Source organism: Rhizobium sp. CIAT894, from assembly GCF_000172795.2.
In the GTDB taxonomy this organism is placed as follows: domain Bacteria; phylum Pseudomonadota; class Alphaproteobacteria; order Rhizobiales; family Rhizobiaceae; genus Rhizobium.
In genome coordinates this window covers 1,901,225-1,923,012 of the sequence record NZ_CP020947.1, presented here as the reverse complement: position 1 = coordinate 1,923,012, position 21,788 = coordinate 1,901,225, and the positions used below count along the sequence as shown (strand labels likewise).

The window sequence follows — 21,788 nt, the reverse complement described above, 5'->3', positions numbered from 1 at the left end:
AACGCCGTCATGGGTTACTCTCCCGCCGGTCCGTAGAGAGCGAGCCGCTCAAGAAGGACACGCTGCCGGCCGGCGCTTTCGACCAGCAGACCGGTGTAACGGTCGACGATCCGATCGCGGTGGTTCGGGTCTGAGACGGCCGAGAGCGCACCGATAATGGCCGCGACCTTTTCCGAGGTCTGCCGCAATTCGGCAAGCAGCTCAGACTTGTCGCCGATCTCGCCCACCACCCGCTTCGTCACCTTGCCGATTCCGACCGGGGTGCGGCCGCCCGCCGAGACGTAACCCTCGGGCAGGTCGCCCTTGAGATTGGTGACCGACTTGAAGCGGATGACGTCGAAGATCTGGTCGACCGCCTGCTTGGCGCCGGTCACCCGCGAGGGATGATCGGTATCGGCGGCGGCGTGCGGCAGCAGTTCCAGCTTGCCCTTATGACGCTCTTCGAGCGGCAGGTACGGCAGCATCGGTCCGCTGAGCGCGCCGGTCGCAGCATCCTTGAAGAGGTCGGCGTCGATCGCGGCATGGGCGATCTTGCCGGAAGAAAGCGCTGCGTCGAGCGCATAGGGATCGACGACTTCACCGCGGTCGTAATTGACCAGCACGGCGCCGTCCTTCATGGCACCGAGAACCTTCGCATCGACGGTGCCGGCATTGGAATAGATGCCGGTCGATGCGTCCAGGCGGCCAAGGCCGATATGCACGGAGAGTACGTCGGCGCCGCTTGCCGCTTCGACCGGGCTTGCGGCATAGTCGAAGCCTTCGGCCTCGATCCAGCGCCTGTGGTGCTGGCGGGCGTAGATCGCCACCTTCATGCCGAAAGCCTTGGCGAGCTTGGCGACTTCACGGCCGATATTGCCGTAACCGAGAACGGCAAGTTTCCGGCCCTCGAGCTTTGCCGTCGGGAAATCCTTGAGCTGGCGCCCGGTATCGAAATCGCCGGCGGCAACCATCCGGTGCAGCCTGTCGACCGGCAGATCGGGAACGACCTTGAGGATCGCCTTCACAGCCATCTGAGCGGTTGCCCGGCTGTTGATGCCGGGGGTATTCATCAGCGGCGCCTCACCGCCTTCGCCGTTGCCGCCGCCCCAGGAGGCCGAGCCCATGTTGCCGGTTCCCGCGCCGATGCGCACGCCGCCAAGCGGGAAGACGGAAGCCTTGGGGATGAAGGTCGCCGCCGCGATCAAGGCGTCATACTGCCCCTTGTCGGTTTGCGGCAGGATTTCCGCCTCGGTGCTGAGGTTCGGCTGATAGAAGAAATGGATGCGGCCCTTCTCCAGGGCCGAACCGTCGCCGGCCGAGCCAACATGGAAGACACCGCCCTTTTCCTCGACATAGGCCCGGATTTCGCTGTGATCGGGTTTGCCGTCCGCGCCGAGGCGCAGGCCGACCAGATCGGCGATCAGCACCTTGTAGGCGCGTTGCGGATCGTCCTTGCGGACCGCTGTACCGGCGTTGCCGGGCGCGTCAAATGTGATGCCCTCTTTCGCCAGCTCTTCTTCGAGAACGACGATCTTGGCGCGCAGATAGGCATATTGCAGGTTTTCCAAGAGGGCCACGACATCTGCCGGCTCGCGGATGCCGCCGACCCAGGCACGGTAGTCGCCAGGCGTTCCGGGGAACGCATTGACGTAGCGCGCCGCGTCCAGACCGGGTTCAAACTCGCCGTTCGGATGGGTGATGCCCTCGTAGCCGAGCAACTGCTTCGAGCGGGCAATGATGCGAGCGTGGATGGCTGGATCGGTGATGCCGGCATCCTCGATCTTCAGAAGCGTCACGGCAGCACCGCGCCGTTCGGCATCGGTAACGGTCAAAGACAGCAGCGGATGCGACTTCACCCACTCGTCAATCACCGCCCGATTGGCCGCAGAGCGCCGATTGAGCTCGACAACCGAGCCGACCCGCGCCTCGGACTGCAGGAGGCCGAAGGTGGTTTCGGCAAAGGCGAGCGCGCTGTAGGTGTTGATGACGCCGCCGAGCATGCGGTCTTCCCCGGCATCGTAGAACGGGCCGGCATCCACGGAGCGTTTGGCTGAAAGCGGCTGGCGCGCGTCGATCGGCGGCGCGATCTTCAGCTGGCGCGGGATCGCCCAGGCAGGGTCCTGCTGGTTCTTCTCGACAAGCGCCAGGGCATGCGGCGTGAAGGAGGCAACGAAATATCCGGAAATCCCGCCGATCGCCTTCTGGAACGGCATGAACAGGCAGCATTTTGCCATCACCGCATCGACCAGCTCTGGCTCCCAGGGCATGGCGCCGAGCATCGACGTGGCGTCGAATACCGCGTGGTGGTTTGCCGGATCGCGGTCGATCCAGTTCAAGAGTTCGTGGATCTCGCGGCTCGTATAAGCATTGGCGCCGGTGGTCTCGTGGCCGACGCCGACGAAGATCGATACGCCGAGGTCGGAGAGCTCAGCGGCCGTCGGGATCACGCCTTCGGAGGCAGCGAAATGGATACGGCTCTCGCAGCCTTTTTCGGCGAAGCGCTGCATCTCGATCAGCTGCGTGGCCCAGGACTGACGGAAGAAGCCGGCCGACCGGGATGGATCGCTTTCCGGGCGGGGCGTATCGACATAGACGCGCTGGTTGGCGTCGTTGGCATTCATCAGATGCTGGACGCAGACGGTGTAGCCGCTGTGGCCACCGCCAAGTCCCACCGCCATGCGGTTCGTCTTCGGGAAATGGAAGTAGGTGTGGATCGCCCGCATCATGTCGGTCAGGATTTTATCCGCCGGATAGCCGCGGTGCATGCTGCGGGAAATCTCGGCCGTGGTGAAGCCGCCGATATCGTTGCCCTTGTCGTCGAACTTGCGATAGGTCTTTTCGATCCACGCATCGAAGGCGAGGCGCCGCAGCCGGCTATCCACTTCGTCCGTGGTCGCATCCGTGATCGGGCCGACGCCGAAAAACGGGTTGGACGGCAATTCAGGCGCGCCCGAATTCGTCAGTCGGAGTGCTTCGAGACGCTGTTCCTGCATCTGGGCGATATTCGTCATGGGCTGCCTATCCGTCTTCAAAAGGGTCCAGGCATAGTGAATTGAACTTTCGGGAATGTAGACATCATATGCGCCGAACATCAGGCATAATGCGTCATCGGCCTCTGCCAATGCCTGCAATGCGCACAAAGATAATCTCTGACGACGAATTGCGCCAATGCAGGTGCTGCCAACTCACCCTTCCGGCAGGAGATCCATGCGACCGAAACTGCACATGCCCCAAATGACAAAAGCCCGGCTGTTGGCCGGGCTTTTGCGCTTCCTGGTACGCTCTACCTACTCCAGGAAAGTCATCGGGTTGACCGGGGATGCGTCCTTGCGCACCTCGAAATGGACCTGTGGCTGCTTAACGTCGCCGCTCATGCCGGAGACCGCGACGGTCTGGCCGCGCTGGATCTTCTGGCCGCGAGTGACGCTCAGCGTATCGGCATTGCCGTAGACGGTGACGGTGCCGTCGTCATGACGGACGAGAACCGTGTTGCCGAGTTCCTTCAGGCCGTTGCCGGCATAGATGACGACGCCGTTTTCGGCGGCCTTGATCGGCGTGCCCTGCGGCACCGAGATATCGATGCCGTCATTGCGGTTGCCGTTGACGTTGGCGCCGTACGAAGCAATGACCTGGCCGCGGACCGGCCAGCGATACTTGCCGATGCCGGTCGATTCCGGTGCGGCGGAGCTGACGTCAGACTTCTTCTCGACATCATCGACCGTCTGGGTGGCGGCCGGCGCTTTGTAGGGCGCTGGCTGAGCGGAGGCCACCTGCTGGGCGGGCGCCGCCGGAGCCGGCTTCGGATCGGCCTTTTCGGCCGGGATCGATGCAGTCTTGATATTGTCGGCAGTGCCGCTCGGGATCTTCAAGGCCTGGCCGACGCGCAGCGAGTTGGCCGAAAGATTGTTGGCGGCCTTGAGATCGTCGATATTGGAACCGGTCGCCTTGGCGATCCTGGCCAGCGAATCGCCCTGCTTGACGACATAGCTGCCGGCAGGCGCTTTCGGATCCTTGCCGGCGCCGGCCGGAAGCTTGCCGGTCGAATCGGCGCTCGCCATGGTCTTGTCGCGGGCGGAATTGGCGCCGGGAACGACGGCGACGTTTTGCTCGGGCGCCTTCACCGGCTCCGGCATCTTGCCGGGCTTGGAAAGATCGGCCGTCTGCGACGCCGCCTTGGCAGCATTGCCGCCATTGAAGGTCGGGATCAGGATCGCCTGACCGGGCTTGGCCGCCGATGCCGTCTTCAGGCTGTTAACGCGCAGGATTTCATTTTCCGGAACACCGAAGCGCCGGGAGAGCGTGGCGATACTTTCACCCGGACGCAGCGTCACGGAAGGCGCATTGGTTGCAGACCAGCCGGAGACCTTCGGCGTCGTGCCCGTTGTCAGAGGATCGGGCGTTGCCTTCGGCTGGGCGGGAGCGACCAAACGGTGCTTTTCAGCCTGGGGCGAGGCCGGGAAAGGCTGAGCGAGCGCGACTTCCTTCTCCCGCTGCCGGGAAGGTGCTGCCGCCGTCGGCGCAGCCAGCTCGGAACGCTGCACCGAAACCGGCGCGGACGCCATGCGTGCACTCGACGTACGGACCGGATCGTAGCTCGGGCTGGCCGGATAGGGCTGGTTCAGCCCACCATTGCCGCCACCGTAACCCGACTGGCTGGCAACGGCAGAACCGCCGAGATCGGCGCGCGGCACCGGATCACCCTGAGGGGCGCTCCTGCGCGGAATGGAACTGGTGGTGATCTGATCCTGCCCTGAGGAGGAAGAAAACAAGCCGCCGAACCGTGTTACATCGGAACTGCAGCCCGTTGCGGCACTTGCAAGCAGGCCCACAACCAGAAGATTACCGGCGGACTTTCCGAACTTCGGCGAAAGACTGAAACGCATTGACTCGACCCACTGAGAACGCAACCATTTGTGAGTCTATTAAAACGCGTTAGTATTACCACGCGGTTAAGATGCTGGAATCAGTACGATATTTTTGAGAAGTTGATAACCATAGCTTATGGATGAAAAATTGCAGTGCTTCGAACACGATACGGAAAAGTCCGAGCGGTTTTCGGATGACATCGTCCTCTCTTTTTTCGATGCAGATGCGAATTTGAGATTTCGGCCCGATCCGGCCTGAAACATCCGCGTCTACAGCAGCGAGGCAAGCCGCGGAACGATCGGCAGATAGGGTGCTTCGAACAATTCCTCGCGTTCGAAACGGCTGCCGGTTTTGGTCAGTCGCACCATGCGACATTCGTTCTCGGAGATCATCAGCGGCGCGATCATCGAGCCGCCGGAAACCAGCTGGTCGGTATAAAAGCGGGGCATGGCGTTGAAGGCCGCGGTCACCAGGATGCGGTCGAAGGTGCCCTCTCCCTGCATGCCGGCACTGCCATCGGCATGGCGGATGATGACGTTGCGCAGACCAAGCGATTCCATGCGCCGCTGCGCGGCCGACGTCAGCGTCCTGTAGCGGTCGATGGACAGAACACGCTCGGCCATGCGGCCGATGACGGCGGCGGTAAAACCGCTGCCGGTGCCGATTTCGAGGACGCGCTGTCCTGGTCTGACCTTGAGGTGATGCAGGATGCGGACGACAAAATCGACGCCTTCAAGGAAGGAGCCGCATTCGATCGGGATCGTCCGGCTCGAATAGGCGTCATCTGCAAATTGCGGCGGCACGAAGAGCGAGCGCTGCGTCTGCTCGACCGCCGTCAGCAGATCAAGATCGGAGATGCCTGCGGCACGCAACCTGAGGACGAGCGCCGCAAAGCCCTCCTTCTCCGCCAGTCTTGCCGTCAAACCTGTGCTCCGTATCCCAAGGCCCGCGCCACGCGGTCCGTTACGGAATAATCGGTCAGATCCAGTTTCAAAGGCGTTACCGAAATCTTGTTATGCTTCAGCGCGTGAATGTCGGTGCCTTCGATGAAGGCGCCGGCGCGTTCACCGAACTTCAGCCAATAATAAGGGAAACCCCGCCCATCGGAACGAGCGTCGACCTGCAGGTTGAAGGCGAGTTTGCCCTGCATGGTCACCTCGGCGCCATCGACCTCATCGGGACGGCAGTTCGGAAAGTTGAGATTGAGGAACGTGCCCTCCGGCAGATCCAGGACCATCAGTTTTTCCAGAAGAGCCGGCGCATGGGTCTCGCAGACTTCCCAGGGTACGATGCGCGCACCGTCTTCATAGAGATAGGCCTGGCTGAGCGCGAAGGAGCGCACGCCCTGCATCGTGCCTTCGATGGCGCCGGCGATGGTGCCGGAATAGGTCACATCGTCGGCAACGTTCGAGCCCGAATTGACGCCGGAGAGAACGAGATCGGGCTTGATGTCCATCACCTGCCTGATACCCATGATGACGCAATCGGTCGGCGTGCCGCGCAGCGCGAAATGCTTGTCAGAAATCTTGCGCAGCCGCAGGGGTTCGGACAGGCTCAGCGAATGGGCAAGGCCGCTCTGGTCGGTCTCGGGCGCCACGATCCAGACATCGTCGGACAGCGTGCGCGCAATCCGCTCCAGCGCAGCCAAGCCTTCAGCATGGATGCCGTCGTCATTCGTAAGCAGGATGCGCATCGCCTCAGGCCGCCCGTTCGATCTTGGTCAATCCGCCCATATAGGGCAGCAAAACGTCCGGAATCGTGACGGAACCGTCCTCGTTCAGATAATTTTCCAGGACAGCGATCAGGCAGCGGCCGACGGCAGTGCCGGAACCGTTCAGCGTGTGGACGAACCTGTTGCTCTTGTCGTCCTTGCCGCGATAGCGCGCATTCATGCGCCGGGCCTGGAAATCGCCGCAGACCGAGCAGGAGGAAATTTCGCGGAAGGCATTCTGCCCCGGCAGCCAGACTTCGAGGTCGTAGGTCTTGCGTGAGCCGAAACCCATGTCGCCGGTGCAAAGGGTCATCGTGCGGAAATGCAGGCCGAGGCGCTTCAGCACTTCTTCGGCGCAGGCGGTCATGCGCTCATGCTCGGCAATCGAGCTTTCGGCATCGGTGATCGAGACGAGCTCGCATTTCCAGAACTGGTGCTGGCGCAGCATGCCGCGCGTGTCGCGGCCGGCTGAGCCCGCCTCCGAACGGAAAGACGGCGTCAATGCGGTGAAACGCAGCGGCAGTTTCTCCTGATCGAGGATTTCCTCGCGCACCAGGTTGGTCAGCGTCACCTCGGCTGTCGGAATGAGATAGCGGCCATCCGTCGTCTTGAAGAGATCCTCTTCGAATTTCGGCAGATTGCCGGTGCCGAACAGCGCCTCAGCGCGCACCATCAGCGGCGAGCTGACTTCGGTATAGCCGTGCTCGCGGGTGTGAAGATCGATCATGAACTGGCCGAGCGCTCGCTCAAGCCTGGCGAGCGGCCCAGTCAGAACCGTGAAGCGCGAGCCGGAGAGCTTGGCGGCGCGCTCGAAATCCATATAGCCGAGCGCTTCGCCGATCTCGAAGTGTTCCTTCGGCGTATGGTTCCAGCGCGGCTTTTCACCGACGATGCGCGTGACGGCATTATCGTGCTCATCCTTACCGACGGGAACGTCGTCGAAGGGCACGTTCGGGATGCGCGAGAGAGCGTCGTTGAGCTCGGCGGACAGCGTGCGCTCTTCCTCCTCGGCTGCGGGCAGCGTCTCCTTGATGTCGGCGACCTCGGCCTTCAGCTTTTCGGCCAGCTCAGCGTTCTTCTGCGCCATGGCCGCACCGATCTCCTTAGAGGCGGCGTTGCGACGGGAGAGCAAATCCTGCGCCTTCTGCACGGCAGACCGGCGCTTTTCATCGAGGGCGACGAGACTTTGGGCCAGAGGCTCCGCACCGCGCTTGGCAAGGGCGGCATCGAGCGCTTCGGGATTCTCACGGATCCATTTGATATCGAGCATCGTCGTTCCAGGTCGTTGCAACAGAAATGACCCGGTCAAAGCCTGACCGGGCTTCGACCGGATGAGACGGCGTCACAAAGGGATTTCCAGGATCGCCTCAGACGCTGTCCGTCTTGGCAACGTCCGCGGATTCGGTTTCCTTTTCGAGCGCCTGCCGAGCACGCTGGCGCTCCACGAGTCGCGCCGCATGAATGGAAATCTCGTAGAGAAGGATCGTCGGTATCGCAAGGCCGATCTGGGACATCGGGTCCGGCGGCGTCAGCACGGCGGCGACGATGAAGGCGAGCACAATGGCGAACTTACGCTTTTCGGCGAGCCATTGCGATGTCAGCAGGCCGACACGGGCAAGCAGCGTGGTGATGACGGGCAGCTGGAAGACGAGGCCGAAGGAGAAGACCAGCGTCATGATCAGGCTCAGATATTCCGAGACCTTCGGCATCAGCGAGATCGCCACCTCGTCATGCCCCGGCGCCTGCTGCATCGACAGGAAGAACCACATGACCATCGGCGTGAAGAAGAAATAGACAAGCGCCGCGCCCATCAGAAACAGGACCGGCGAAGCGATCAGGAACGGCAGGAAGGCCTGGCGCTCATTCTTGTAAAGGCCGGGCGCGACGAACTTGTAGACCTGGGCGGCAATGATCGGAAAAGCGACCACCAGGCCGCCGAACATGGCGACCTTGACCTGCGTAAAGAAGAATTCCTGGGGCGCCGTGTAAATGAGCTGGGCCTTCTCGACGTCGAGATGCGCCCACTCGACGGCGGTCTTGTAGGGAATGACCAGATAATTGAAGAGATGCTTGGCAAAAAAGAAGCATGCGATGAAGGCGACGAAAAACGCGCCGATCGACCAGATCAGCCGCGTGCGCAGCTCCATCAGGTGCTCGATCAACGGCTGCGGCTTGTCTTCGATATCACCGCTCATGCCTCGTCCTTTTTCTTCATCTTCGCCGGCGTCTTCGGCGCTGCGGGCTTTTTGGCAACAGTCGTGCGCTTCGGCTTTTCCGCAGGCACGTTTTCCACGGGCGCGGCGATGGCAAAGGCCGCCTTATCCGCAGCCTTGGCCCGCGGCTTGCGCACCGCTTTCGGCTTGGCGGCTACCATATCGGCCGAGGCGACCGCGGCAGCAACGGGTTCCGGCGTCGGCGCAGGTGCCGGCACCAACGGCGGCGTTTCCGGCAGGCCCGTCGACGGCGTTGGGGCGGAAACGGCAGCCGGCGGCACCTCGGTCTTGTTGTCAGGCGCCGCGCTCGCCTTCTGCAGGTCGGCCTTGATCTCGTTGCCCATCTGGCGAAGCGGGTTCATCGCCTCGCGCAGGCTGTTGACCGGATTGAGCTTCTGCGCGTCGCTGAGCGTCTGGCGGACATCATCGAGCTCGGCCTCGCGCAGCGCTTCGTCGAACTGCGCGCGGAACTCACCCGCCACTTTGCGGGCGCGCTGCGTCATCTTGCCGAAAGCGCGCAGCATCGGCGGCAAATCCTTGGGACCGACAACGACGATCAGGACGACCGCTATGACCAAAAGCTCGGTCCAGCCAATATCGAACATGCAAGGCTCCTGGACGGGAAGCGCGGGGGCTGCGCTCTTACCCGCACTCGATTACTTGGTTTCGTCGGCCTTGTGATCGACGGTCTTTGCGGTTTCCGGCGCGTCTTCGTCAGACATGCCTTTTTTGAAGCTCTTGATGCCCTTGGCGACATCGCCCATCAGTTCCGGGATCTTGCCGCGACCGAACAACAACAGCACGATGACCAGAACGATCAACCAGTGCCACATGCTAAATGAACCCATTACCCTAACTCCCTGTTGCGATGTTCCCTGATGTAAGGATTTCCCACACCGTTTCCAACATCAAGCCCTTTGAACTGCGCTTAATGTCACGGTATCGCCCTTTGTGACAAGCCATTGAGCCGTCGAAAAATGGTGAGCGCCATTGTTTTCGTCATGCATGGAAAAAGCAAGACGAAGTCCTTCAATCTTCGGAGGTAGAACGCGGGGCGAGCAACCCAAGTTCTTCGAGATCCATCTGGGTAATGGGGTCTTCGTCCTCGCTCAGCTCGTCGTTCATCAATGGCGAGGGAATGTTGAAATTCGCCGGAATGCGGCCCGAGAGCAAGCCCGCGCCCTTCAATTCTTCGAGACCGGGCAGATCGCGCAACTCTTCCAGGCCGAAATGGTCGAGAAAATCGCGCGTGGTGCCCAATGTCACCGGCCGGCCCGGCGTGCGACGGCGACCGCGAAACCGTACCCAGCCCGCTTCCATCAGCACGTCGAGCGTGCCGCGCGAAGTCTGCACGCCGCGGATATCCTCGATTTCGGCACGCGTCACCGGCTGGTGATAGGCGATGATCGACAGCACTTCCAGAGCTGCGCGCGACAGCTTCTTCACCTCGTTGTCGTCGCGGCGGATGACGAAGGAGAGATCGGCGGCGGTGCGGAAAGCCCAGGCGCCCTCGATCTGCACGAGGTTGACGCCCCGCGGCGCATAGTGCGCTTTCAGGCGCTGCATGATGGCGCGCACGTCAGTATTCTCAGCTAGACGCTCAGCCAGGAAGCTCTCGGAGACCGGCTGCGAGGAGGCGAAGACCAGCGCTTCGGCGATGCGTTCCGCCTCGATCTCCGCCTGCAGGTCGCGGCTCCTGCCTTCGAAATCGTCCTCGAAATCCTCTTCGCTCTGCGGATCGATCAAACCGGCTGCTCCTGCTCCACCACCTGCAGCGTGGCGTGTTTGGGTCCGCGACGCATATATATCGGCTGAAAGGCGCCGTCCTGGCGGATTTCCAGCTTGCCCTCGCGCACCAGCTCCAGCGAGGCGGCAAAAGCGCTGGCAATCGCCGTGACGCGTTCCTCGGGCGTTGCGAGATAACGCAGCAGATAATGTTCCATCGCTGTCCAGTCGCCGACCTCGCCGATCATCTGGGTCAGCAATTCGCGGGCATCGGTCAGCGACCAGACGTTGCGTCTCTCGATCGTCACCTGGGTGACAGCATTGCGCTGGCGCAGCGCCGCATAGGCGGTCAGAAGATCGTAGAGGCTTGCCACATAAGCGGATTGCTGCCGGTCGGGAATATGCTCGGGCGCACCGCGCACGAAGATGTCGCGGCCGAGGCGGTTGCGGTTGACCAGGCCTTCTGCCGCCTGGCGCATGGCTTCGAGGCGTTTCAGCCGGAAGGCGAGCGTTGCGGCCATCTCCTCGCCCGAGGGACCGTCATCCTTGATCTGCTGGGGAATTAGCAGGCGCGACTTGAGATAGGCAAGCCAGGCCGCCATGACGAGATAGTCGGCGGCAAGCTCGATGCGGATGCGCCGAGCGCTTTCGACGAACTGCAGATATTGCTCGGCGAGCGCCAGCACGGAAATGCGCGACAGGTCGACCTTCTGGTTACGGGCGAGATAGAGCAGCAGGTCGAGCGGGCCTTCGAAACCGGCGACATCGATCACCAGCGCCGGCTCATGGCTGGCGCGCTCGGCACCGTTATCCTGCCATAGCTTGTCCATCGGCGTTGCCGCCTGTGGACGCTCCGTGCCCTTGACCGTGCTCACCACCCTGCTCCCCTGCGATCACACGATCGCAAACATCGCCTCGAATTCCGCCCGCAATTCCGCTTCGTCGGCGGCATCCGGCGCGGCAAAACCTGCTTCCACCGCTTTTGCGCGGGCAAGCGACGCGCCGCTGAGCGGCGGAACATTTGCCACGACATTCAGCATCTCGTCCATATGGCCATTGCAATGCAGCACGATATCGCATCCGCCTGCAATGATATTCGCCGCGCGTTCACCGATCGTGCCGGAAAGGGCGTTCATCGAGCTGTCGTCGGAAAGCAGCAGACCGGTAAAACCGATATGCTCGCGGATGACACCGTCGATCACCTTGCGCGAGGTGGTGGCCGGATTGTCCGGGTCGATGGCGGTGAAGACGACGTGGCAGGTCATCGCCATCAGCTCGTCCTTCATCGCGACGAAGGGCGGGAAATCGTGGGCCTCCAGCTCATCACGGGAAACGGTGACGACAGGCAGTTCCAGATGTGAATCGGCAAAGCCGCGGCCGTGGCCGGGCATATGTTTCATCACAGGCAGCAGACCGCCGGCCTTCAGCCCTTCAGCCGCCGCCCGGCCCATGGCGATGACGGTCTCCGGATCGCCGCCATAGGCGCGGTCGCCGATGACGTTGCTGCTGCCCTCGACCGGCACATCGAGCACCGGCAGGCAATCGACATCGATGCCGAGGCGCGAGAGGTCGAAGGCGTGCAGCCGCGACATCACCCAGGCGGCGCGCAGGCCGAGCGCGGGATCGCGGCGATAAAGATCGCCAAGCACCTGGCCCGAGGGATAACGGGCACAAACCGGCGGACGGATGCGCTGGACGCGGCCGCCCTCCTGATCGATCAGCACCGGCGCATGCCAGCCGACGCTGTCGCGCAGCTCGGCGACAAGATCGCTGATCTGCCCTGCTTCGGATATGTTGCGCCCGAAGAGAATGAAGCCCCAGGGCCGCTCGCCCCGATAGAAGGCTTTCTCTTCGGATGTGAGAGCAAGGCCGCTGCAGCCAAGGATCATCGCTTTTGATTCGGTCATATGAGAATCATAGACGGCGGCCCGCCAAATGCGAGCGAGGCCAGGCGCGATGCACAAAAAAGAGCGGCGGACCGATCAGGCCCGCCGCTCTTTAAATCATTCAAAGACTGGATGCTACTTGGAGATCAAGCAGCTTCCACCCGCCGCGCGATACTGCTCGCAGAGCGCTGCGGCTTCGTCCTTGGAGCCGGCCGGAATGCGGACACGGTAGAAGGTGCCCTTGCCGGCGACATCGGCCCTGCGGATCTCATGAGCGCGGCCGCCCAGCACGCCGGCAAACTTCTTCGACAGGCTGGCGTAGGATTTGTTCGCCTCGTCTTCCGATGGCAGCGAGGCGATCTGGATGCCGTAGCCGCCGGCGGACGCGGCCTGCTGCTGCGGCTTGGCGGCGGCTGGCGTTGCAGCTGCGACCTCCGTCGTCTTCGGCTGTTGCGCGGTTGGGCGGACATTGCCCTTCTCGGTCACGGTGCCGACAACGTTGACGGGCTGGTCGGCCGGCCGGGCGGTCGGGATCGGAGCGGTATCGGTGATCGCCGTGGTCTTGACCGGGCGCACCGCCGGATCGACCGGGACGGGATTTGCAGCCTGCGCGTCGGCGTCAGCTGCAAGCGGCTGGGCAGGAGCTGCAGAACGCGCATCGGCGGAAGCAACCTCGGCATTTGCAGGGAAGCTTGCGGCCGTTCCAGCGACCGGAGGCACGGACGGGGTCGACCGGGCCGTCAACGGCGGCGTCGCTTGGGCAGATGTTGTCGCCGGGGCAGACGGTGTCGCCAAGGCAGACTGCGTCGCCGGGGCAGACTGCGTCGCCTGGGCAGGCGTCGGCTGGTCGACGGGCTCCGGTTCTTCACGGGCGACCAGGGTGCCGTCAGGCTTGACGATCATCGTGCGAACCTTGCGCGGCGAAACGGACGGCGTCTTGTCGGCATCGCTTGTGGAAGCGGTGTCGGCATTGCCCTGGTTCGGCAGCAGACGCGGATCCTCCGTTTCACCGACCGCGGTCGGTGAGACCTGATCGCCGGGGTTGGCGTTCTCGTCGTCCTCAGGCAGCGATTCCGGTGTCAGCGTGCGCTGGACGACATCAACCGGGGCCTCGTCGGAAGAAACCAGCGCCTTCTGCTTCGGCTCCTCGGCAGAACCCGCCACACGGTCGTAGACGGCCTTATCCTGGTTCGGCACGGTCTTGCCGCCGGGATTTTCCGGAACGACCTTGACCGGGTCCTTGTCGGCAACGATCACGCGCGGCTCGCCGGATGCGACGATGCCGAGCCCCTCGCCGTTCCAGACGGAGGAATAGACGCCATAACCGACGCCGGCAAAGACCACGAGCACGACGGCTCCGGCAAGCAGCCGGCGCATCGACCGGGCCCGGCTGAAATCAGCCGCCTGGCTTGCCGATTCAATCCGGACCTCGGAGGTCTCGCGGCGCTCGACGGGCTCGCGCACGCTGCGGCGGAAATCCTCTTCCAGCGCCCGCTCGAAATCATCGAGGCCATCGGCGATGGTGGGCTTGACCGGCTTTGCCGCGGCTGCGGCCGTATCCCTGGCCTGGGCCGGGTTTTCCCGTGGCTTGGCCGGTTCGAAGAAACTCGCAATCTCCGCATCGAGATCGAAATCCAGATCCTGAGTTTTCGCGACCGGTGCGGGCTGCTCCACCGGCGGCAGCGCCGGCACATGCATGTCCTCGACCGCCTCAGGACGTTCCTCCGGATCAGAGATCATCGCCGGATCAAACGGCAGGTCCTCGGTGGAATCCGAGACTGGCGCCGCCCAGTTGAAGGCCGGAGCCGAAGCGGGAGTCGGAACTTGCGGCGCGGCAGCAGAGGCCGGAGCAGGCCGCACAGGGGCGGAAGCCGCCGGCTGGAAAGCCGGAACTTGCGGCTCAGGCACAAAAACCGGGGCAGAGCGAGGCGCGGCGGCCGCGGCCTGCTGGGAAGCACGGACCGGCGGCTCCGGCTGCGGCGCAGGCTCAGCCGCCGTCAACTCGGGCGGTTCGGAAAAATCGAGATCGGCAAGCTCCAGTTCGATGCCGGCAAGATCCAGCTCGAAATCATGACCGGCGAAGGGGTCGTCGGCGGCTTCCGCTACGGGTTGCTGCGCCCGCGAATATGCCGGTGCGGAGGGCTGAGGCGCAACGACCTCGGCAAGCTGCGGCGCGACCGGCCTTGCGGCTTCGGCAGCATAGACCGGAGCCGGCTCGGCCGGCCCGGGCCGAACGGAAGCTGCGGCGACCGGTGCGGGCGCAATCACTTGCGGCTCGACGAATACGGCGGCGGCAACCGGCGCTGCTTCCACCAATTCGGCCTGCGGCGAAACGGGCGCCGAATTGGCGCGTTGCGGCACCGGATAACGCGAGACATCGGCGAGCAGATCGTCAAGATCGAAAGTGCCGGCAGTGTGCGGAACCTCCGGCACGACCTCGGTCAGCGCGGCATCGGCCTGGATCTCGCCTTCGACGGCGGCGGCAATCAGATCGAAACCGGCGTCGGATCCGAAATCTTCCAGCTCGTCTTCGATTTCGACGAAGCCTTCGGCCTCGGCCGGTTCTTCCGACGCGATCACCTCGTCGTGGCGATCGAGCTCGGCAGGAAAGCCAAGCGACGGAGATGCAGTTTCGAATTCCTCGGACGGCTCGACGGTGACAATGGGGGCCAATTGCTCGACGACGGAGGCGGACGGTTCGATCACCGGCTGCGGCTCTGCAACGGCAAGCTCGACGGGCGGCGCTTCAGCCACCGGCGCTGCTGCGACAGCTTCAGCCACGGACACCGGCGGAACAGTCGCTTCCTCGCGTTTTGCGGCATGGAAATTGGCGAGCGGCAGCCTGATGCTGGCGGCCGACCATTGCGGCGCCTTGGCGGGCTGCGGCAGCGACGAGACCGGAGCAGTGCCGATCGACAGCTCAAGCTCCTCTATCAGGTCGCGCGCACCGCCGAAGGCCGACTGCACCGGCGTCCCGGGGGGCTCGACGGCAAGCTGCTGTGGCCAGGCCGCCCGGTCGTCGGCTGGCGCATCCCAGTTGCCTGCGGCAGGCAGAACGGCTTCCTCAGCCTCGACAGAAACCGATGAAACCGGCTCGGCAATCTCCGCCCTCTCGGCAACGGGAGAGACATCGAGCGCGGGCTCGATGTAATCTTCAGGAGCGACGTCGTCAGAGATCGGCTCGGCGGGGCGATCAAGCTCTGCGAGCGGACGCGGCGAATCGTAACGGTCGAACTCGCGCCCAAGCTCGTCTTCGAGATCGAGGGCGGGTTCGCGCCGTGCTTCGGTCACCGTATTTGCTGCAACACGCGGCTCGAAGCCGACGATACGGGCAAGTTCGGCCAACGGATCATCGTCGGCAAACAGAACGTCTTTTCCGCGCGTATCATACGCAAGTTGTTTATCAGCCATACCTATCCCACTCGCAAACGCCAACTCTGAGATGCCAGCGCATTGTGGGGAAATGGTGACGTTATCGCATTTCGTCCGGTGCGGCAGTGCCTGTAATGGCAAGTCCCGACTTCAAAACCGACGCGACGGCGTACACCAGCCCAAGTCTGGCAATACTTGATTCTCGGTTTTTATCATTAACAAATCGTAATTCCGGCTGATCTTTACCTTTGTTCCAGTGCGCGTGGAAGGAACTGGCGAGGTCGTAGAGGTAAAAAGCGAGGCGATGCGGCTCTTGCGACTGGGCTGCCGCCTCGACCACACGCGGGAATTCAGCAAGCTTGGCGACGAGCTGCAATTCGGCCGGATCGCCAATGCCAGCAACGGTTTTCGCGAGCTCGACTGTGGAAACATCGAGGTCGGGAAAAGCCTCCCTCGCCTGCCGGAAGACCGACATGCAGCGGGCATGCGCATATTGCACGTAAAAAACCGGATTATCTTTCGACTGTTCCGTCACTTTGGCGAAATCGAAGTCGAGCGGCTCGGAATTCTTGCGGTAAAGCATCATGAACCGGACCGAATCACGGCCGACTTCCTCGACGACGTCCCGAAGCGTGACGAAATCGCCCGAACGTTTCGACATCTTCACCGGCTCGCCATTGCGATAGAGCTTGACGAGCTGGCAGAGCAGCACCGTCAGCTTCGCCTTACCTTCGGAAACGCCGCGGGCAACCGCTTCCAGGCGCTTGACGTAGCCGCCATGATCGGCGCCGAGCACGTAGATCATCTCGTCGAAACCACGATCGAACTTGTTCTTGAAGTAGGCGACGTCGGCGGCGAAATAGGTGTAGGAGCCGTCCGACTTGATCAGCGGCCGGTCCATGTCGTCGCCCACCTCGGTCGAGCGGAACAGCGTCTGCTCGCGATCCTCCCAATCCTCGGGAAGCTGGCCCTTCGGCGGCGGCAAGGTGCCCTTGTAGACATAACCCTTGAAGGTCAGGTCGTTGATCGCCGTGCGGATGGCGGCCGCGCCATTGGCATGCAGTGTGCGTTCGGAGAAGAAGATATCGTGATGAACGTTCAGCGCCGCCAGATCTTCGCGGATCATCACCATCATCGCGTCGATCGTGCGGTCCTTGACGATCGGCATCCATTGGTCTTCCGGCATGTTGTGCAGCCGCACGCCGTAATCGGCTGCCAGCGACTGGCCAACCGGCACGAGATAGTCACCCGGGTAAAGACCCGAGGGGATTTCGCCGATCTTTTCGCCGAGCGCTTCGCGATAGCGCAGGAAGACGGACCGGGCGAGCACGTCGATCTGCGAGCCAGCGTCGTTAATGTAATATTCCTTCTCGACGCCATAGCCGGCAAAGGCGAGCAGGTTGGCGAGCGCATCGCCGACGACGGCGCCGCGGCAATGGCCGACATGCATCGGGCCGGTCGGATTGGCCGAGACATATTCGACGTTGACCTTCCGGCCCTCTCCGAGCGTCGAGCGGCCGTAATCGGTGCCGGCGCCGATCATCGAAGCGAGCAGCCGCTGCCAGTAACCGACAGACAGACGAATGTTGATGAAACCGGGACCCGCGACCGAAACATCGGCGACATCGGCATCTTCCCGGAGCTTGGCGATGATGATGTCGGCCAGCGCGCGCGGATTGGTTCCGAGCGGCTTTGCCAGCACCATCGCGGCGTTGGTCGCAACGTCGCCGTGGCTCGCGTCACGCGGCGGCTCGACGGCAATGCGGCCGAAATCGAGCTCGGATCGCTTTTCCCTGACCAGATCGATCTGTTCAAGGGCGGTTTTGATCCTGGCTTCGAAGTCGGTAAAAAGGTTCATCGCACTCTTCCATGCATAGGCTGTGCCAAAGGCAAATCGGCCCTTGGCGGGGCGACCGCTGCCTATCGCAAATCCGGAGTGTGGTCAAACAACCGCCTGTGGGCGCTGATCGCATAGGTGTCGGTCATGCCGGCGAGATAGTCGCCGACATGGCGGGCTTTCGGCGCATCGGCGAGGCCGGCGATGTGATCGACCCAGTAATGGCTCTGCATCTCCTTGGGATTGGCCATGTAGGCGGCAAAGAGATCGGTGACGATCCGGGCGGCACCGGCGCGGATGCGCATGATATCGGGATTGCGATAGATGCGTTTGAACAGCATCGCCTTGATCTGCCTGTCGGTTTCCGCCATCGCGTCGGAGAAAGTGGCGATGACCCGGTCGGCGCCGCGGATGTCGGCCGCGCTCTCAGGACGCAGCTGGGAAAGGCGCTCCTGCGCCACGCCGATCACGTCTTCGACCATGCGGGTGATCTGCCGGCGCATGATTTCATGGGTGAAGCGGCTCGGCTCCAGATGCGGGTATCGCGCCCTCACCTCGGCCATCAGCCCGGCCAGAAACGGTATTTCCTCCAGCATGTCGAAAGTCAGGTAGCCGGAGCGCAGGCCATCGTCGATGTCATGGGTGTTATAGGCGATGTCGTCGGCGATCGCCGCGACCTGGGCCTCGAGGCTGGCATAGGTTGCGAGTTCGAGATCGTGCAGTTCGCAATAATCGAGGATCGGCTGCGGAACCGGGCCGCGCGTGCCCACACCATCCGGCGTCAGCAGCGGGCCATTGTGTTTGACGAGACCTTCGAGGCTTTCCCATGTCAGGTTGATGCCGTCGAATTCGGCATAACGCCGCTCCAGCTTGGTCACGATGCGCAGCGATTGGGCATTGTGGTCGAAGCCGCCATAGGGCAGCAGCACCTCGTGCAGCGCGTCCTCGCCGGTATGACCGAACGGGGTGTGGCCGAAATCATGCACGAGCGCCACGCCTTCGGCGAGGTCCTCGTCGAGCTTCAGGGCGCGGGCAAGCGCACGGGCAATCTGCGCCACCTCGATCGTATGCGTCAGCCGAGTGCGGTAGTGATCGCCGTCCTGGGCGATGAAGACCTGGGTCTTGTGCTTCAGCCGGCGGAAGGCGGTGGTATGGACGATACGGTCGCGGTCGCGCTGGAAATCGGAGCGCGTCGGGCTTCCATCCTCCTGATAGAGCCGTCCGCGCGACGTCCAGGGGTCGGCCGCATAGACCGCCCTTTCACCGCTGCCGAAACCTAAAGCACGCCTATCGATCGTCATTCTTCACCGTCATCCTGCATGTTGCCGCATCTGCCCATTGACGCCGCTTTGCGCTCTTCATACCTATAGCCCGATCAAACGGCAAAGAGGTGCTTTTCCAATCGCCTCGGCGCAACGTGGCCTTTTAGAGAAGATCATGATAAGTTTGTTTGATATCAGGCATTTGAACATTTAAGTGCCAAAACCCATTCTCTCCGGATCTTGACCCCGGCAGGAGGAAACATGACGGATACGAGTGTAACCCTTTCAGATGCCGCAGCAAAGCGTATCGCTGCGATCGTCGGCGCCGAGGCCGGCAAGAGCGCACTGCGCGTTTCCGTCGAAGGCGGCGGCTGTTCGGGATTTTCCTATAAGTTCGATCTTGCCGAAGGCGCCGGCGACGACGACGTCGTCGTCGAAAAGAACAATGCCAAAGTGCTGATCGACAGCCTTTCGCTAGTCTATATGGCGGGCTCGGAGATCGACTTCGTCGACAATCTGCTTGGCCAATCCTTCCAGATCAAGAACCCGAATGCGGTGGCAAGCTGCGGTTGCGGCACCAGTTTCTCGATCTGAAGATCTGAACCTTTGACATTGTCCCCATCGAACCGGCCAAAGAACTGCTTCCGGCCGGTTTATCGTCTTGTCCCCCGGCGAAATACCACGATACAAGAAGCGCACTGAAGAGCACCGCATCGACGCTGATTCATGCGGGCGCGCTTCAGCTCTTTGTTTTTACGCATGTCGTCATGAACGGGACAGAGCCATGAAGATCGCGACCTGGAACATCAACGGCGTCAAGGCGCGCATCGACAATCTCACCCAGTGGCTGAAGGATTCCGATCCGGATATCGTCTGCCTCCAGGAGATCAAGACAGTCGACGAAGGCTTTCCCAGGCTGGAGATCGAGGCGCTCGGCTATCACGTCGAGACGCACGGCCAGAAGGGTTTCAACGGCGTGGCGATCCTCTCCAAGAGTTCACCTTCCGAAGTGAACCGCGGTCTGCCCGGCGATCCGCTCGACGAACAGTCACGCTTCCTCGAGGCAGTGTTCACGCTGCCCGACACGCGCATCCTTCGCGTCTGCTGCCTCTACCTGCCGAACGGCAATCCCGTCGACACGGAGAAATATCCCTACAAGCTCGCCTGGATGGAGCGCCTGCGGACGTTTGCCGCCGAGCGGTTGGCCTATGAAGAAATGCTGGTGCTTGCCGGCGATTACAATGTCATTCCGGAGCCGCACGACTGCTTCGATCCCAAGGTCTGGGAAAACGACGCGCTGTTTCTGCCGCAGACACGGGGGGCGTTCCGCCGGCTCGAAAATCTCGGGCTGACGGATGCGGTGCGCGCAACGACCGATGCGACGCAGTTCTATTCCTTCTGGGATTACCAGGCCGGCGCATGGCCGAAGAACAACGGCATCCGCATCGACCATCTGCTGCTGTCGCCTGAGGCCGCCGATCGCATGACGTCGGCTGCAATCGAAAAACATGTGCGGGCGTGGGAAAAGCCGTCCGACCACGTGCCGGTCGTCGCCTATTTCGATTTCGCGGCCTGAGGTTTTCGTTCAGCCTTAATCGTCAGAGCCGCTGGCGATGCTGTGCGAGAGGGATACCGCCGTGCGGCGGTCGGCCTCGTTGGCGACCGAGAACGCCTGCTCCTGCAGCGCTTCCATCCAGCTGCAATCCTTGGGCTTGCAGCGGTCGAGCGCCGCCGTCATCAGCGCCAGGCCGCGGGCCGTCTGGCCTTCGTCGAAAAGAATATTGCCGAAGACCGCCATGGCGCCGGGATGACCGCTCTTGCGGGCCTGGTTCAGCCATTTCTTCGCCTGCTGCGGGCTGGCATTGCCGCCCTCGCCGGCCAGCATCATCTGCGCCAGTTGGAACTGCGCCTCGGGGACGCCAAAGGTGGAGGCCACCTGAAAATAAAGCTGGCGCGCCTGGCTGAGGTCGATCCGGACTGGACTGCCAGAAATGCCGTGCTTGTAATAATTGGCAAGCGAGAGCAGCGCATTGACGAAGAAGCCGGTATCTTCCGAACCGGGCTCGACGCCCTGCTGGGCGATCTCGCTGTAAATCTTGAAGGCTTCGAAATCATCCTGCGCGACGCCGTCGCCATCGGCATACATATTGGCAAGCGCCCAGCGCGAGCCGGTATGCCCCTTTTCGGCGGCGTATTTGTAGGCTTCGACCGCCTCTTCCTTCTGGCCGTTCTTATAGGCTTTGAAGCCGAACTTGAAGAGATCGAAGGGGCCGGATTCCTTGCTGACGGGCGCCTTGATGTCGAAGGCGCGGGCCGGACCGCACAGTGCCAGCGCTACGGCCATAGACATGCCCATCAGCATGAATTTGAACAGTTTGAACTCGGACGTCACCATTTCAACCGATTTCTTTCGCTCATCGCAGGCAGGAAGCAGCGGCGCTCGCGCCGTGCATTCCGCGGATGTATTTCGTCGAGGCGAGCGATCCCGCGGCGAGCTCGATGGCTCCTTTGCCCGCGTCGCATCCAGCCCACTGGCCTTCTCTCAAAGGCATCATTTTCAGCGCATCGTTCAGGACCACCCGGCTCCCGGCATGGCCCGACTGCAATCTCCGTGGCACTCTTTCAGCAGGCGCGGCATCCGCCCTCCCGCCTTTATCGCATTCGTAAACAGCAAATGTGACGAAACCGGTATCGACATCTTCGGCAACCCCCATCTGCCCATTCAAGCGGAGCGAAAACCGCGACGATAAACGGCTCGACGGCATCGCCGCGAGACCGGATCGGCGGCTGGAACAGCCTTGTGCGGAAAGCGAAACGACCGCCAACAAACGATTGTCGCCAATCATATCGCGCGATCTGTTGTTACCGGAAAAAAATCGACCCATGCTACTGATTACACGCACCGTAAGTCTGCCATCTCGACGCCTGCAAATAGCG

At 62.4% G+C, this 21,788-nt stretch carries 18 protein-coding genes; 2 read left to right on the top strand and 16 right to left on the bottom strand.

What is annotated here, in order from left to right:
* Positions 1 to 14: 14 nt before the first annotated feature.
* From RHEC894_RS09530 to RHEC894_RS09465, 14 genes are all read right to left on the bottom strand, one after another.
* Complete coding sequence (locus RHEC894_RS09530; protein ID WP_085738921.1) at positions 15 to 2,990, bottom strand: NAD(P)-dependent oxidoreductase; 2,976 nt, start codon at positions 2,988 to 2,990, stop codon at positions 15 to 17.
* 276 nt (positions 2,991 to 3,266) lie between these two features.
* Positions 3,267 to 4,862: a peptidoglycan DD-metalloendopeptidase family protein gene (locus tag RHEC894_RS09525; RefSeq protein WP_085737082.1), complete on the bottom strand. Its 1,596-nt coding sequence runs from the start codon at positions 4,860 to 4,862 to the stop codon at positions 3,267 to 3,269.
* Between the two features lie 252 nt (positions 4,863 to 5,114).
* The gene (locus tag RHEC894_RS09520; RefSeq protein ID WP_085737081.1) at positions 5,115 to 5,768 is read right to left on the bottom strand and encodes a protein-L-isoaspartate(D-aspartate) O-methyltransferase; all 654 of its coding nucleotides are present in this window, start codon (positions 5,766 to 5,768) and stop codon (positions 5,115 to 5,117) included.
* Positions 5,765 to 6,538, bottom strand: a complete 774-nt coding sequence (gene surE / locus RHEC894_RS09515) for a 5'/3'-nucleotidase SurE (RefSeq protein ID WP_017964058.1) — start codon at positions 6,536 to 6,538, stop codon at positions 5,765 to 5,767. Before surE ends, RHEC894_RS09520 begins: the two co-directional genes overlap by 4 nt.
* 4 nt (positions 6,539 to 6,542) lie before the next feature.
* Entirely contained in the window at positions 6,543 to 7,826 is a 1,284-nt protein-coding gene (serS, locus tag RHEC894_RS09510; RefSeq protein WP_085737080.1) for a serine--tRNA ligase, read from the bottom strand.
* Between the two features lie 97 nt (positions 7,827 to 7,923).
* Complete coding sequence (gene tatC, locus RHEC894_RS09505) at positions 7,924 to 8,751, bottom strand: twin-arginine translocase subunit TatC (RefSeq protein WP_085737079.1); 828 nt, start codon at positions 8,749 to 8,751, stop codon at positions 7,924 to 7,926.
* Positions 8,748 to 9,374 carry a Sec-independent protein translocase protein TatB gene (gene tatB / locus RHEC894_RS09500; protein WP_085737078.1) on the bottom strand — a complete coding sequence of 209 codons (627 nt, stop codon included), beginning with the start codon at positions 9,372 to 9,374 and terminating at the stop codon, positions 8,748 to 8,750. Before tatB ends, tatC begins: the two co-directional genes overlap by 4 nt.
* A gap of 51 nt (positions 9,375 to 9,425) precedes the next feature.
* A complete protein-coding gene (locus RHEC894_RS09495; protein ID WP_085737077.1) occupies positions 9,426 to 9,617 on the bottom strand; it encodes a twin-arginine translocase TatA/TatE family subunit in 192 nt (63 codons plus the stop codon).
* A gap of 181 nt (positions 9,618 to 9,798) precedes the next feature.
* Positions 9,799 to 10,515: an SMC-Scp complex subunit ScpB gene (gene scpB, locus RHEC894_RS09490; protein ID WP_085737076.1), complete on the bottom strand. Its 717-nt coding sequence runs from the start codon at positions 10,513 to 10,515 to the stop codon at positions 9,799 to 9,801.
* Positions 10,512 to 11,369 (bottom strand): ScpA family protein, encoded by an 858-nt coding sequence (locus tag RHEC894_RS09485; RefSeq protein WP_085737075.1) that lies wholly within the window; start codon positions 11,367 to 11,369, stop codon positions 10,512 to 10,514. The genes scpB and RHEC894_RS09485 overlap by 4 nt, the downstream gene beginning before the upstream one ends.
* 18 nt (positions 11,370 to 11,387) lie before the next feature.
* Positions 11,388 to 12,401, bottom strand: coding sequence for a beta-N-acetylhexosaminidase (nagZ, locus tag RHEC894_RS09480; protein WP_085737074.1), 1,014 nt, complete (start codon positions 12,399 to 12,401; stop codon positions 11,388 to 11,390).
* Positions 12,402 to 12,515: 114 nt separating this feature from the next.
* Entirely contained in the window at positions 12,516 to 15,791 is a 3,276-nt protein-coding gene (locus RHEC894_RS09475; RefSeq protein WP_085737073.1) for an SPOR domain-containing protein, read from the bottom strand.
* A gap of 61 nt (positions 15,792 to 15,852) precedes the next feature.
* Positions 15,853 to 17,610: an arginine--tRNA ligase gene (argS, locus tag RHEC894_RS09470; protein ID WP_085737072.1), complete on the bottom strand. Its 1,758-nt coding sequence runs from the start codon at positions 17,608 to 17,610 to the stop codon at positions 15,853 to 15,855.
* Between the two features lie 62 nt (positions 17,611 to 17,672).
* Positions 17,673 to 18,890 (bottom strand): deoxyguanosinetriphosphate triphosphohydrolase, encoded by a 1,218-nt coding sequence (locus tag RHEC894_RS09465; RefSeq protein ID WP_085737071.1) that lies wholly within the window; start codon positions 18,888 to 18,890, stop codon positions 17,673 to 17,675.
* A 222-nt stretch (positions 18,891 to 19,112) separates the two neighbouring features.
* Between RHEC894_RS09465 and erpA the strand changes: the two genes are divergently transcribed.
* The gene (erpA, locus tag RHEC894_RS09460) at positions 19,113 to 19,445 is read left to right on the top strand and encodes an iron-sulfur cluster insertion protein ErpA (protein ID WP_010068483.1); all 333 of its coding nucleotides are present in this window, start codon (positions 19,113 to 19,115) and stop codon (positions 19,443 to 19,445) included.
* A gap of 190 nt (positions 19,446 to 19,635) precedes the next feature.
* Positions 19,636 to 20,427, top strand: a complete 792-nt coding sequence (xth, locus tag RHEC894_RS09455; RefSeq protein ID WP_085737070.1) for an exodeoxyribonuclease III — start codon at positions 19,636 to 19,638, stop codon at positions 20,425 to 20,427.
* Between the two features lie 15 nt (positions 20,428 to 20,442).
* Here the strand turns inward: xth and exoR are convergent, their stop codons facing one another.
* The gene (exoR, locus tag RHEC894_RS09450; RefSeq protein WP_085737069.1) at positions 20,443 to 21,246 is read right to left on the bottom strand and encodes an exopolysaccharide production regulator ExoR; all 804 of its coding nucleotides are present in this window, start codon (positions 21,244 to 21,246) and stop codon (positions 20,443 to 20,445) included.
* Positions 21,247 to 21,265: 19 nt separating this feature from the next.
* Positions 21,266 to 21,697: a hypothetical protein gene (locus tag RHEC894_RS09445; RefSeq protein ID WP_010068082.1), complete on the bottom strand. Its 432-nt coding sequence runs from the start codon at positions 21,695 to 21,697 to the stop codon at positions 21,266 to 21,268.
* Between the last annotated feature and the right edge of the window lie 91 nt (positions 21,698 to 21,788).

Coding starts and splice junctions, on each gene's coding strand:
- xth (WP_085737070.1), top strand. CDS start 19,636: ATGAAGATCGCGACCTGGAACATCAACGGCGTCAAGGCGCGCATCGAC.
- argS (WP_085737072.1), bottom strand. CDS start 17,610: ATGAACCTTTTTACCGACTTCGAAGCCAGGATCAAAACCGCCCTTGAA.
- exoR (WP_085737069.1), bottom strand. CDS start 21,246: ATGGTGACGTCCGAGTTCAAACTGTTCAAATTCATGCTGATGGGCATG.
- serS (WP_085737080.1), bottom strand. CDS start 7,826: ATGCTCGATATCAAATGGATCCGTGAGAATCCCGAAGCGCTCGATGCC.
- erpA (WP_010068483.1), top strand. CDS start 19,113: ATGACGGATACGAGTGTAACCCTTTCAGATGCCGCAGCAAAGCGTATC.
- tatB (WP_085737078.1), bottom strand. CDS start 9,374: ATGTTCGATATTGGCTGGACCGAGCTTTTGGTCATAGCGGTCGTCCTG.
- tatC (WP_085737079.1), bottom strand. CDS start 8,751: ATGAGCGGTGATATCGAAGACAAGCCGCAGCCGTTGATCGAGCACCTG.
- RHEC894_RS09530 (WP_085738921.1), bottom strand. CDS start 2,990: ATGACGAATATCGCCCAGATGCAGGAACAGCGTCTCGAAGCACTCCGA.
- RHEC894_RS09465 (WP_085737071.1), bottom strand. CDS start 18,890: ATGACGATCGATAGGCGTGCTTTAGGTTTCGGCAGCGGTGAAAGGGCG.
- surE (WP_017964058.1), bottom strand. CDS start 6,538: ATGCGCATCCTGCTTACGAATGACGACGGCATCCATGCTGAAGGCTTG.
- RHEC894_RS09525 (WP_085737082.1), bottom strand. CDS start 4,862: ATGCGTTTCAGTCTTTCGCCGAAGTTCGGAAAGTCCGCCGGTAATCTT.
- RHEC894_RS09445 (WP_010068082.1), bottom strand. CDS start 21,697: ATGATTGGCGACAATCGTTTGTTGGCGGTCGTTTCGCTTTCCGCACAA.
- RHEC894_RS09475 (WP_085737073.1), bottom strand. CDS start 15,791: ATGGCTGATAAACAACTTGCGTATGATACGCGCGGAAAAGACGTTCTG.
- RHEC894_RS09495 (WP_085737077.1), bottom strand. CDS start 9,617: ATGGGTTCATTTAGCATGTGGCACTGGTTGATCGTTCTGGTCATCGTG.
- nagZ (WP_085737074.1), bottom strand. CDS start 12,401: ATGACCGAATCAAAAGCGATGATCCTTGGCTGCAGCGGCCTTGCTCTC.